This window comes from Cellulomonas alba (assembly GCF_030362835.1).
Classification (GTDB): domain Bacteria; phylum Actinomycetota; class Actinomycetes; order Actinomycetales; family Cellulomonadaceae; genus Cellulomonas; species Cellulomonas alba.
Genome location: NZ_JAUCGQ010000003.1, coordinates 288,009 through 300,655 on the forward strand (window position 1 = coordinate 288,009; position 12,647 = coordinate 300,655).

The window sequence follows — 12,647 nt, forward strand, 5'->3', positions numbered from 1 at the left end:
CACCCGCGCGCCCACCGCCGGTGGCTCTCGCGTCGAACGCGCGACGCACCGGCCCCGTCAGGCGCAAGGGCAGGATCAGGACTGCGAGACCGACTCGTCGGGCGTCGAGGCGGCGAAGCCGGCGGGCGCGGGCTGCGACTCGACCGCGCGCAGGTCCCGCACCGTGCCGCGGTCGCCGACCGCGATGGCGACGGCGACCACGAGCGCCGCGACCACGCCGCCACCCGCAGCCGCGCCGATCGCCGACACGACGTCGTGACCGACGAGCGCGGCGACCTCGTCGCACACCCACCGACCGGCGACGGCTCCGACGGCGCCCCCGACGAGGAGCACGGGCAGCGTCCGCGTGAACCCGCTCGTCACGCCCGCGCCGCCGGCCCGGCGCAGCGCGACGACGACGACGACACCACCGACCAGCATGCCGATCGAGCTCGCCACGCCGAGCGCGGTGAGCGTCGCGGCACCGTCGTGCCCGTCCGGCGTCGCGACGACCGCCGCGACGACGGTCGCGACGGCGGCGGTCCCCCACCCTGCGACGTTCGCCGCCACCGCGGCACGCCCCCGCTCGAGCGCGTACAGCGAGCGCGAGGCGTGGAACATCACCGCGAAGCCGAGGAGACCGGGGATCATCGCCGTGAGCGCCGGCGCCATCCCCGCGACACCCGAGGGGTCCCTGGCGACGGAGCCGAAGACGTCCGCCACCGCCGGAGCGGCCGCGGCGACCGCCGCACCGCCGAGCGTCGCCGCCGCGAGCACGGCCCGCGTCGTGCCCGACGCCATGCGGGCGAACTCGGCGTGACGTCCCTGCGCGGCACGCGCGGCCATCCGCGGGAACGTCGACGTCGCGAGCGGCACCACGAGGACGGCGTAGGGCAGCAGGTACACCTGCTGCGTCCACAGGAACACCGAGAACGTGCCCTTCGAACCGCGCGCGAACGACGTCAGCAGCACGACGAGGAGAGCGAGCTGCTGCGCCACGAGCGAGCCGACTCCGGCGAACGCGAGCGACGCGAGCCGCCGCCCGACGCCGGGCGGGAAGCGCAGCGTCGGTCGCAGCCGGACACCGAGGCGGTGCACCGGCACGAACATCGGCAGGCACATGGCCGCGACCCCGAGAGTCGTCCCCCACGCGAGCACGTTCAGCGCGGCGTCACCGGCGGCCGCGGGGTCGTTTCGCTCGCCTCCGGACGCCGCGGCGTACACGACGTACGTCGCGATCACCACGACCGACGACATGACGGGCGCGAACGCCGGCCAGAAGAACCGCTTGTGCGCCTGGAGCACCGCGTAGAGCAGCACCGCGACGCCGTACATCGGCACCTGGATCGAGAAGACGAGCACGAACATCTGGAGCAGGTCACGCTGCGCGCCCGTCAGGTCGTCCCCGGGCCAGACCGCGGCGATCCGTCCCGACAGCGCGGCGAGCAGCCCGCCCACCGGCACGAGCACCAGCAGCGTCCACCCGAGAGCGCCGGAGGCGATGGCGTCGACGTCGCGCTTCGCGTGCCGCGCGATCGGCAGCGCGAGCAGGGGGACGACGGCACCTGCGAGCGCACCGCCGGCGGCGACCTCGAAGAGGACGTTGGGCAGCGTGTTCGCGGCGTTGTACGCGCCGCCGATCCCGCCCGTGCCGAACGCGTGCGCCTGCACCAGCCACCGCGCGAACCCGAGCAGCCGGCTCACCACCGTGATGGCGGCGATCATGGCGGCGGCCCCGGCGAGGCCGCCGAGCGCGCGCCTCACGGCGGGGCTCATGTGACGGCGGGTCGACGACCCCAGCCGTCGATGTCCCGCAGCACGGGCGTGCGCTCGATGACCTGCGTGAACGAGACGCGCTCGCTCGCGACGGTGAGTGCCACGGCCCCCGCCAGCGCCGCGATCCGCACGGGACGCGGGGCACCGATGACGAGCGCGGTGCCGAGCGCCGCGCCAAGCGCGTTCGCGCCACCGTCGCCGAGCATGTCGCTCTCCGCGAGGTCGGCGGGCGCCGCGGCGGCCACAGCGCCGAGCATCGCGGCGGCGGGCGCCGCGGCCGGACCGCCGAGCGCGAGCGGCCCCGCGGCGATCCCGACCGCCTTCAGTGCGCGACCGGGGCGCAGGTCGAGCAGGTTGACCAGGTTGGCGGACGCCGCCACGAGCGCGCCCGAGACCGCGACGTCCGCGGCCCAGCCGACGGCGGACCGGGACGCGCCGCCCGGGCGGTGACGCGGCGTCGCGACGGCCGCGGCCAGCAGCGCGCCCGCACCGATGCCGAGCACCTTGAGCCCACCCGTCGTCACCTCGCCGCGGGCGAGCGCGCCGAGATGGCCGCGCAGTCCCTTCCGGGTCGCGGTGCGGTCCTCGGCCAGGTCGTCGACGACGCCGAAGGCGGCACCCGCGCCCGTCGCGAGCGCGAGCGCCGCCGCCGCACGCGCCGACGGAGCGCCGACCACGGCGCCGGCCACGAGACCGGCCGCGACGGCCGGCCCCTCGAGCATGCTGACGGGCTCGCCGCGGTGGTTGGTGCGCGTCCAGCGCTCCGCGCCACCCGGCGTGGTGTCAGCCAGGCGACGCCGGACCGCCGACGTGACGGCCGCTGCCGTCGCCGCGGCCAGCAGGCGACGCGTCATCCCTTGCTGCCGTGGGTCGGGGTCGGCTTCGACGTCGGCGGCACCGTGACGCCCTGGTCCGACGAGGGAACCCGGTTGATCGGCTGGAGCTCGGCCGGGGGCGGCAGCGGCGTCTCGTCGGAGCCGAAGCCGTAGTGCCCGTTGACGGCGGCGATACGGGCCGCGAGCGCGAGCGGCACGGAGACCTGGCCCGGCACCTCGTCGGTGCTCGACACCGTGGTCACGGTGTCGGAGAGGGTGTCGTCGGACAGGACGGCGTCCGTCAGGCTGTCCGAGCCGCGCGGTCCGTCCGCGAGCACCGCGCCGGTCGAGTACCGCTGCGCCGCCACGACGACCGCGAGCTGAGCGGCGACGGTCTCGGTGGACGGCGCGGGGCTCGCCTGGGTCTGGCCTGTGCTCGCCTCCGTCGGCACGGCGATCACCACGACGGCGTCCGCGGGTGCCGCGACCTCCTTCTTCACCGCGATCAGCGGTGTGCCGGCGCTCTTCGACGACAGGATGTCCAGCACGTCGTGCGCGTCGTCGCTCAGCTTGTCCGGGTCCGCCGGGTCGCTCTGCACGAGCCCCTCGACGAGCGCCGTGGCGAGCTGCTCCTCGGCGCTCGCCGCCGCGTCCGGCGCGATCTGCAGGTGCGGGAGCATCTGGCTGACCAGCGCCTGGCGGTACGACCGCTGGCCCGGGTCGGTCCAGGACGCGCCGAGCGTCACCTCGGCAGAGACCGTCGCGCCCGCCTGCCCCAGCCGGTCGTCGATCGCGCCGTGCTGCTTCGCCGGCACGTCGCCGAGGAGCACCACGGCGACCCGGCGGCCGGGCAGCGAGCCCGGCAGCATCCGGCCCGCGGTCGCGTCGATGTACGTGGTCGCGTCGGCGAGGTCGCCGTTCGCGCCGTCGAGCTGCGTGCGCAGGTCGTCCTTCTCGCTGCGGAGCTGCTGCACCTGGCCGGTCAGGGTGTCGCCGATCGTCTCCTTGAGCGGTCCGGCGCCGAGCGCGATGCCCACGGCGAGCGCCAGGAACACCGAGATGAGCGAGACGACGTGGTAGCGGAAGTCGATCACAGGTTCTCCGAGGTCGGCTGGGGTGCGGTCGGGGGGCGGCGCTCAGCCGCCGAACAGCTTCCCGACCCAGGACGTGAAGTCGTCGAAGCGCGCGCCGATCAGCTCGATCAGCGTCTGGCCCGCTGCGGTCGACGCGAGCGCGACGCCGAGCGCGAGCAGGCCCGCGAGGACGAGCAGCGTGAGCTGCACGTTCGAGATGCGCTGGCGGTAGAGCCGCGAGACGCCCTTGGCGTCCACGAGCTTGCCGCCCACGCGCAGCCGCGTCAGGAAGGTGCTCGCCATGCCGGAGCGGCCCTTGTCGAGGAACTCGACGAGCGTGGCGTGCGTGCCGACGGCGACGATCAGCTCGGCGCCCTTGTCGTCGGCCAGGAGCATGGCGACGTCCTCGCTCGTGCCGGTGGCGGGGAACACGACGTGCGGCACGTCGAGCTGCTCGACGCGGGCGAGGCCGGGGGCCCGTCCGTCGCGGTACGCGTGCACCACGATCTCGGCGCCGCAGGTCAGGGCCCGGTCGGACACCGAGTCCATGTCGCCGACGATCATGTCGGGCTTCCAGCCCGCCTCGAGGATCGCGTCCGCGCCGCCGTCGACCCCGATGAGCACCGGCCGGTACTCGCGGATGTACGGCCGCAGCGTGACCAGGTCCTCCTTGTAGTGGTACCCGCGCACCACGATCAGCACCTGGCGGCCATCGATCTGCGTCGACACGTCGGGCACGCCGACGCCGTCGAGCAGCAGGTCGCGCTCGCGCCGCAGGTAGTCCATGGTGTTCGCCGCGAACGACTCGAGCTGGACGGACAGGCCCGCCCGCGCCTCCTCCATCGTGGCGGCGACGGACTCGGGGGTCTGTGCGACGCCCTCCGCGACGAGGGTCTCGCCCACGTACACGCACGCGCCGTCGACGCGAACCTCGTGGCCCTCGCCGATCGTCATCACGTCGGGCCCGAGGTCGTCGATCAGGGGGACCCCGGCCGACACGAGGATGTCGGGCCCGAGGTTCGGGTAGCGGCCCGACGTGGAGCGCGCCGCGTTGAGGACGGCGACGGGCTGGCACGCCACCAGCGCCTCGGCCGACACGCGGTCGAGGTCGAGGTGGTCGATGACCGCGACGTCACCAGGGCGCAGACGCTTCGTCAGCGACTTGGTCCGTCGGTCGACGCGTCCCGGACCGGACACGACTCCGGGGGCAGGGCTGGACGTGCGGCGACGCAGGGAGGCTCTCATCGGGGGTCATCGTCCCACGGACGAGGCCTCCAGCAGTTCCGCGGCGTGCGTGCGCGCCGCCTCCGAGTCCTCGCTGCCCGAGAGCATGCGGGCCAGCTCGCGCACACGCTCGTCCGCCGTGACGAGACGCACATCCGACTCGGTGACGACGTCGACGCCGTCGGCCGTCGACTTGGTCACGACGAGGTGCCGATCCGCGAACGCCGCGACCTGCGCGAGGTGCGTGACGACGAGCACCTGCGAGCCACGCGCCAGCTCCGCGAGCCTGCGCCCGACCTCCACCGCCGCTCGTCCGCCCACGCCCGCGTCGACCTCGTCGAACACGAACGTGCCGGGCGCCCCCGACCCCTCCGCCGTCGCGAGCGCGACCTCGATGGCGAGCATGACGCGCGAGAGCTCGCCGCCCGACGCGCCGCGGCCGAGCGGACGGGCCGGCGCACCGGCGTGCGGCTCGAGCAGCATCTCCACCCGGTCGGCACCGTGCGGTCCGGCTTCCTCGGCAGGCTCGACGACCGCTGTCAGGCGCGCACCCGTCATGGCGAGCCCCGCGAGCTCCTCGGTCACGACCTTCGCGAGCCGCTCGGCGGCCTCGGTCCGTGCGGCGGTGATGCCGTCGGCGAGCACGGCCAGCTCGGTGTCGAGCTCCGAGCGCCGCTCCCGCAGCGCCTCGATCCGCGCGTCGCCCCCCTCGAGTGCGAGCAGCCGACGGCCGGCGTCGTCCGCCCACGCGAGGACCTCGGCGACGTCGCTCCCGTAGCTGCGGGTCAGCGTCGTGAGCTCGGCACGGCGCCGCTGCGCCACGTCGAGCCGCGCCGGATCGGCCTGCAGGTCGTCGACGTACGCCGACAGCTCGGCCGCGGCATCCGCGAGCAGGTAGCCGGCCTCGGCCACGCGCGTCGCGAGCGCGCCGAGCACCGGGTCATGGCTCGCGGCCTGCTCGAGGGAGCGCCGCGCGTGCTCGATCGCGTCCACCGCGGCGACGGACTCGCCCGCGCCGTCGTCCTCACCCACGAGCGCCGCGTGCGCACCTGCCGCCGCCGCGCGGAGGTCCTCGGCGTGCGCGAGCCGCTCGATCTCGTCCCCGAGCGCGACGTCCTCCCCCGGCTGCGGGTCGACCCGCTCGACCTCGGCCAGACCGAGCCGCAGCAGCTCCGCCTCGCGCGAGCGGTCGAGCGCGCGGTCCACGAGCTCGGCCAGCTCGGCATCCACCCGCCCGCGCTCGGCCCACGCCGCGCGGTACTGCTCGAGCGTGGCGCCGTGCTGGCCGCCGACGAACGCGTCGAGCGCCTCCCGCTGGTGCGCGGGTGAACGCAGCCGAGCCTGGTCGGACTGGCCGTGCACGGTGACGAGCGCGTCGGCGAGCTCGCCGAGCACCGCCTGCGGCACCGACCGACCGCCCACGTACGCGCGCGAGCGCCCGGCGGCCTCGCCGCTCGGCGCGGTGACCGTGCGGACCACGAGCAGGCTGCCGTCCTCGTCGACCTCGGCGCCGGCGTCGACCGCGCGCGCGAGCGCGTCGTCGGCCGCGTCCAGGCGGACCCGGCCCTCCACCGCCGCCGACGTCGCGCCCGTGCGGACCGTGCCGGGGTCCGCCTTGCCGCCGAGCAGCAGGCCGAGCGCCGTCAGCACCATCGTCTTGCCGGCGCCCGTCTCGCCCGTGAGCACGGTGAGGCCCGGCCCGAGCTCGACCTGGGCGCGACCGATCACGCCGAGGTTCTCGATGCGGATCTCCTCGATCACCGGTCGGCCTCCGTCGAACCCGCGCCACCCCGCCAGCCGCGCACCGGCAGCGCGAACTTGTTGACGAGCCGCGTGGTGAACGGTGCCGGGGAGAGCCGCGCGAGTCGCACCGGGAGGTGGCTGCGCCGCACCTCGATGCGCGCGCCGCGCGGCACCTCGAGCCGCCGACGGCCGTCGCACGTCACGGTCCCGGGCGCCGGCGACCGCTCCAGCACCTCGACCGCGAGCACGCTGCGCGGTCCCACGACGAGCGGCCGCGCGAACAGCGAGTGCGCGGCGATCGGCACGAGGATCATCCCGTCGACGTCCGGCCACACGACCGGGCCGCCGGCCGAGAACGCGTGCGCGGTCGAGCCGGTCGACGTCGCCGCGACCAGGGCGTCGCAGCCGAAGGACGACAGCGGGTGACCGTCGACCTCGGTGACGACCTCGAGCATGCGCGACCGGTCGACCTTCTCGAGCGCGGCCTCGTTCAACGCCCAGTCGCGCTGCTCCGAGCCGTCCGGGTGCAGCACGCGGACCTCGATCGTCGTGCGCTCCTCGACCTCGAAGTCGCCCGCCGTCAGCCGCCGGACGGCCACGCCGACGTCGTCGCGCTCGGCCTCCGCCAGGAAGCCGATGTGGCCGAGGTTGATCCCCAGCAACGGCACATCGGTGCCGCGGGTCAGCTCGGCCGCACGCAGGATCGTGCCGTCGCCGCCGAGCACGATCGCGAGGTCGAACGGCTCGAGCTCGGTCGCGAGCCCGTCGTCCGGCGCGATCTGCGCCTCGACGCCCGCCTGCTCGAGCTCGCGGAGCACCTCGTCCGTCGCGGTGACGGCCTCGGGCCGCCCGTGGTGCACGACCACGAGCGCGCGCCGGCTCACGACGCACCTCTCACGACGGCGTCGATCTGGGCCGCCGACACGGTGCCCTGCGTTCCGCGGCGCAGCCACAGGAAGAACTCGACGTTGCCGCTTGGACCGGGCAACACGCTCGGCTCGACGCCGTGGACGCCGAGACCCAGCTCCCCCGCGGCACGCGCGACGCCCTGCACGACCTGCGACTGGAGCCCCGCGTCGCGCACGACGCCGCCGGACCCGAGCCGCTCCCGGCCCACCTCGAACTGCGGCTTGACCATGACGAGCAGGTCCGCGTCGTCGGTCGCCACCTCGGCGAGCGGGCGCAGCACGAGCGTGAGCGAGATGAACGACAGGTCGGCGACGACGAGCTCGGGCACCGGCTGGATCTCGTCCGGCTGCAGGTCTCGGACGTTGACGCCCTCCCGCGAGTCGACGCGCGCGTCGTCGCGCAGCTCCGGCAGGAGCTGCCCGTGCCCCACGTCGACCGCGACCACGTGGCGGGCCCCGCGCCGCAGCAGCACGTCGGTGAACCCGCCCGTGCTGGCGCCGGCGTCGAGGCAGTCGCGCCCCGCGACGACCAGCCCGTGCGGCTCGAACGCGTCGAGCGCGCCGGCCAGCTTGTGGCCCGCGCGCGACGCGTAGCCCGGGTCGGCCGCGTCGGTCCTGACGCGCAGGTCGCCCGCATCCGTCACCTGCGCGGCGTTCCGCACGGCGAGCGCACCGTCGACAGTCACGCGGCCGGCCGCGATGAGCTCGCCGGCGTGGCCGCGCGAGCGGGCCAGCCCGCGGCGCACGAGCTCGGTGTCGAGGCGGGTGGTCACGCTGGTCAGCCCTCGGCGTCCGCGAGCCGGTCCTGGAGCGCCCCGTGCACCGCGTCGAACGCGGCGACGTGGGCCCGGAGCGGCTGCTCGTCGAGCCCGGAGAGCAGGGTGAGCGCCTCGTCGACCGCAGCGTCGCCCGTCGACGTGGCCGCCTCGGCCGCCGGCTCGTGCGCGCGCGCGACCTCCTGGTCCCGGCCCGCGTCCGGCCCGTTCGCCGGACCGTCCGCGAGCGTCATCCGCTCGTCCACCTGTCTCTCCTCGTCCTGCCAGTCCTGGCTGCCACCCGGCGCCACTCCCACCGCCGCGCCAGCCGCCTGGCCGCCGACCGCCGCCGTCCGATCGTCGCCGGCCACCCGTGCACCGCTCGCCGAGCCCGACCGCAGGTCGGAGCCGGCCACGGACTCGCGTGGAACGACGCACCGGCGCCTTGCGACGGAACGGCCGCCCGCCCGTCGACGCCGACGCTGCCGGCGCTCGTCACGGGCCACCGACCCCTCCGACACCGCCAGGCCGGGCCGCTGCCACGTCCGACCGCCGCCCGTCCCCGGACGCCGCGCCCACGGTACCTGCCGCCGCCCACACCGGCCCGGCACCTCCACAGGCGCCGCGCCGGTGCACGCGCGATGTCAGTCGCCGCGCACCGTGAGGTCGGGCACCGCGGACGCGTCGAGCTCACCGCCGTCGTCGACGTACGCCCACGCCGCCGCGCACGCGGCGCGCACCCGGTCGAGGCGCGCCTCGACGTCGTCGCCACCGCCGCGGCCCAGCTCGAGCCGCCCGTCGCTGACACGTGCCGACGCGTCGCGACACGACCACCAGCCGTCGGCGCCCGCCGTCGGCTCGGGGTGCGGCACGAGCAGACCGCGCAGATCGGCGGCGATCAGGTGCGGTCGCTCGTCGGGCCGGGCGAGCACGTCGTCACGCTCGGTGCTGACGCCCGTCAGCACGTGCAGCCCGACGAAGCCGCCGACCCGCGCCCCAGCGAGGTCCGTGTCGAGCCGATCGCCGATGACGAGCGTCTCGCGCGCCCCGGCCCGCTCGACGGCCATCCGGTACATGGTCGGCGACGGCTTTCCCGCGCTGTCCGGCGTCACGCCGGTCGCGTTGCGCACCGCACCGACGAGCGACCCGTTGCCGGGCGCGATGCCGCGAGCGGTCGGGATGCTGAGGTCGAGGTTCGACGCGACGTACCAGGCGCCGCGCTCGACCGCGTACGCGGCCTCGGACAGCTGCATCCAGCCGACGTCCGGCGCGAATCCCTGCGCCACGGCGTCGGGCTCGTCGTCCGCCGAGTCGACGACCACGTACCCCGCCTGTCGCACCGCCGTCACCAAACCTGCGCCGCCGACGACCAGCACCTTGGCGCCGTGCGGGAGCCGCGTGCGCAGCAGCTGGGCCGCCGCCTGCGCGGCGGTCATCACCTCACCGGCCTGCGCCGGGATGCCGAGGTCGCTGAGCTGGTCAGCGACCGACTCGGGTTCGCGCGACGCGTTGTTCGTGACGAACACGAGCCGCATCCCGCGCGTCCGCGCGCTCGTCAGCCCCTCGGCCGCACCGTCGATGGGCTCGTGGCCGCGGTACGCGACGCCGTCGAGATCCACGAGCGCCAGGTCGAACCGGTCCGCCGGCGCGACGTCGCACCCGACGAGCCCCGCCCCCGCCGTCACGCCCCGGTCCCGTCGCGTGCCTCGTCCCCGACCTCACCCGCGGCCGTCCCCGAGCCGTCTCCGGCCTCGGTCGAGTCGTCGCCGTGCGGCGCGGCGTCGTCGACATCGGTCGAGTCGTCGCCGTGCGGCGCGGCGTCGTCGACATCGGACGCGACGTCGACATCAGACGCGTCGTCGGCGTCGCGCGAGGCGTCGACCACCTCGGCCGCGGCGGCGCCTTCACGAGCGTCAGCGTCGTCGGCCTCCCCGCTCTCGTCGTCGCCCTCATCGAGATCGAAGACGACGATCTCCTCGTCGAGCTCGATCTCCCCGGACGACTCGGCGAGCTGCTCAGGCGTGTAGCGGCTCAGCTCGGCGCGGGCCTCGTCGACCCGTCCGGCCGCCTCGAGCGCCGTCGCGCGTGCCTGCGCCACCCGCACCTCCGCCGCGCCCTTCGCCGAGCGCGCGAGCGCCGTGTCGAGCACCGCGACCGCCGCCTCGGGCTGCCCCAGGTCCAGCCGGGCGCCGCTGACGACGATCGCCAGCTCGATCCGCGACTCGCCGGGGAGCGTCTCCGCCTCAGGCTCCGCGGCGAGCGCGATGGCACGCTCCGGCCGGCCGAGCCCTCGCTCGCAGTCGGCCATCACCGGCAGGTGCTCCGACGAGCCGTTGAGCCGCCGCACGGTGCGCAGCTCGCGCAGCGCCTCGGCGTAGCGCTCCGTCCGGTATGCCGCGAGTCCCGCAGCCTCGCGGACGACGTCGACTCGACCGCCGCGGCGCACCGCCGCCTGAGCGTGCTCGTACGCCAGCTCCGGATCGACGTCGAGGAGCTGCCCGACCATCAACAGGTGGCGGCCGACGGCCTCGGCGTTCTCCTTCGTCAGCCCGCGCAGCCGCGCGCGCACCGTGCGGTCGAGCTGACCGATGACGACGTCGTCGGGCACCTCCGGTGCCGGCACGCGCTCGACCCGGGGTGCGCGGTCAGAGCTGCGCTCCGTTCGCTCGCCGTAGGGCCGCTGCTCGGTCCGTCCGTGCGCGCCACCCGCCCGGCGCTCGCCGCTCGCGCCGCGGGGCCTGTCGTACCCCGTTCCGCGGGACGCGCCGGCCGGTCGACCGGAGCGGTCGCCCGCGCCGGGCCGCCCACCGGCAGGCCGACCGCCGCCCGACGCGCCTCGCTCGTCGCGGTCACCGGTCCGAGGCGCCCCCGATCGGCGGTCGCCGTAGTCGGATGTCGGGCGGCCCGCACCCGCGCGGCCGCCGTACCCGCGCCCCTCGTCACGCGCGCCGTCACCCGGTCGGCCGCCGTACCCGCGCGGCTGGTCACGCGCGCCGTCGCCAGGACGGCCGCCATACCCGCGCCCCTCGTCACGCTGGCCGCCGCCGCGGTACTCGCGACGCTCGCCGCCGGAGCCCTGCTCCCGTCGCTCGCCGCCCCGGTACTCACGCCGTCCGCCACCTGCGTCGTCCCCGCGACGATCACCACCGCCGCCATGGCCGCCGCGGTACTCCCGCTGCTGCGGACCGTCACCAGGGCCACGCCGATCGCCGCCGCGGTCGTACTCGCGACCGCCCGCGCCACCGCGATACGCACCCCGCTCGCCGCCGTACTCGCGACGCTCGCCGCCCGGTGCGCGGCCCTCGGCCCGGCCGGACGCAGCGCCGCCGTCGGGCCGGCCCGCTCGATCAGAGCGCTCGCCCTGCGTGCGCCGGTCGCCTCCTGACGGGCCGCGCCCACTCACGCCGCGGCCAGCCGACGAGTCGGAGCGGCGCGGCGACGACGAACCACCGGAGCGCGGCCCCTGACCGTAGCCCCCGCGCGAGGCAGCCCCGGAACGACCGTCGCCAGTGGCTCGACTGCCGCCGGCCCGAGACGACGGCCCTCGCGAGCGCCCGCCGGTCCCGCCAGACGAGCCCTCCCACGAACGCGAGGATCCCTGCCCGCGCGAGGAACCTCCGCGGCCAGACGATCCCTGCGACCGGCCACCCCGATCGTCCGACCACGAGACGCCGCTCTCGCGCGACTCGTAGCCGCGCGAGCCTGAGCTGCCGCGAGGGCTCGACCCACCTGTCCCGCGAGAAGAAGAACGACCGCCCTGGCCCGCCCCCTGGTGCGGCGAGGAACGACGAGCGCCGCCCTCGGCGCTGCGTGGCCCTCGGTCGCTCGAGCCGTCGCCTCGATCAGGGCTCGAGGCCCCGGTCGCGCGGTCGTCGCTGTTCATCTGTCTTCTCCTCGCGTCGATTTTCGACGGTTCATGGTCTCATCCCCGGCCGCAGTCACCCCAATCGACTGCACGCGAGCATTCACGCCGCCAGCGTTCAGACCGGATGCCCGTGCCCGACAACGCCGCGGCGACCCGCGACGCCACGACACGCAGCCACCAGTCGTGTCCCCCCGCCGGGCAGCCGCCGTTTCAAGCCTCTGTCCAGCGCCCAGACATGTCAGTCATTGGCCGTCGGCTCCACGTTCGCTCGTCCGCCGATCCGTCAGGAGCCGGAGCCCCGCCGTATCCGCCACATCACGAGCCACGGAACCGTAGACAACGCGATCCGACACTGAAAAAACGGAGGGAGACGCACGCGAACTATGCCGGGGAAACAGAAAGAGCCACCCCGGTGTGGGGTGGCTCTTTCTGAAGGGTGTTCGGCGGCGTCCTACTCTCCCACACCCTGGCGGGTGCAGTACCATCGGCGCTGAAGGGCTTAGCTTCCG

General features: G+C 75.6%; 11 protein-coding genes. 1 reads left to right on the forward strand and 10 read right to left on the reverse strand.

The features are described 5' to 3' along the window. Positions 1-75: 75 nt before the first annotated feature. From murJ to QRT04_RS16360, 10 genes are all read right to left on the reverse strand, one after another. On the reverse strand, positions 76-1,755 hold the full coding sequence (murJ, locus tag QRT04_RS16315) for a murein biosynthesis integral membrane protein MurJ (protein WP_289456722.1): 1,680 nt from the start codon (positions 1,753-1,755) through the stop codon (positions 76-78). After that, positions 1,752-2,609 (reverse strand): hypothetical protein, encoded by an 858-nt coding sequence (locus QRT04_RS16320; RefSeq protein ID WP_289456723.1) that lies wholly within the window; start codon positions 2,607-2,609, stop codon positions 1,752-1,754. The genes murJ and QRT04_RS16320 overlap by 4 nt, the downstream gene beginning before the upstream one ends. Further along, positions 2,606-3,664: a copper transporter gene (locus QRT04_RS16325; protein WP_289456724.1), complete on the reverse strand. Its 1,059-nt coding sequence runs from the start codon at positions 3,662-3,664 to the stop codon at positions 2,606-2,608. The genes QRT04_RS16320 and QRT04_RS16325 overlap by 4 nt, the downstream gene beginning before the upstream one ends. A 42-nt stretch (positions 3,665-3,706) precedes the next feature. Beyond that, positions 3,707-4,888 (reverse strand): putative cytokinetic ring protein SteA, encoded by a 1,182-nt coding sequence (gene steA, locus QRT04_RS16330; protein WP_289456725.1) that lies wholly within the window; start codon positions 4,886-4,888, stop codon positions 3,707-3,709. 6 nt (positions 4,889-4,894) lie between these two features. Continuing rightward, entirely contained in the window at positions 4,895-6,628 is a 1,734-nt protein-coding gene (recN, locus tag QRT04_RS16335; protein ID WP_289456726.1) for a DNA repair protein RecN, read from the reverse strand. Further along, the gene (locus tag QRT04_RS16340; RefSeq protein ID WP_289456727.1) at positions 6,625-7,494 is read right to left on the reverse strand and encodes an NAD kinase; all 870 of its coding nucleotides are present in this window, start codon (positions 7,492-7,494) and stop codon (positions 6,625-6,627) included. The genes recN and QRT04_RS16340 overlap by 4 nt, the downstream gene beginning before the upstream one ends. Next, complete coding sequence (locus QRT04_RS16345; protein WP_289456728.1) at positions 7,491-8,291, reverse strand: TlyA family RNA methyltransferase; 801 nt, start codon at positions 8,289-8,291, stop codon at positions 7,491-7,493. Before QRT04_RS16345 ends, QRT04_RS16340 begins: the two co-directional genes overlap by 4 nt. A 5-nt stretch (positions 8,292-8,296) precedes the next feature. After that, entirely contained in the window at positions 8,297-8,644 is a 348-nt protein-coding gene (locus QRT04_RS16350; RefSeq protein WP_289456729.1) for a hypothetical protein, read from the reverse strand. 273 nt (positions 8,645-8,917) lie between these two features. Continuing rightward, positions 8,918-9,958, reverse strand: coding sequence for an HAD-IIA family hydrolase (locus QRT04_RS16355; RefSeq protein WP_289456730.1), 1,041 nt, complete (start codon positions 9,956-9,958; stop codon positions 8,918-8,920). Then, complete coding sequence (locus tag QRT04_RS16360; protein WP_289456731.1) at positions 9,955-10,896, reverse strand: tetratricopeptide repeat protein; 942 nt, start codon at positions 10,894-10,896, stop codon at positions 9,955-9,957. Before QRT04_RS16360 ends, QRT04_RS16355 begins: the two co-directional genes overlap by 4 nt. A gap of 531 nt (positions 10,897-11,427) precedes the next feature. Between QRT04_RS16360 and QRT04_RS16365 the strand changes: the two genes are divergently transcribed. Next, positions 11,428-11,658 (forward strand): hypothetical protein, encoded by a 231-nt coding sequence (locus QRT04_RS16365; protein WP_289456733.1) that lies wholly within the window; start codon positions 11,428-11,430, stop codon positions 11,656-11,658. Positions 11,659-12,647: the final 989 nt, after the last annotated feature.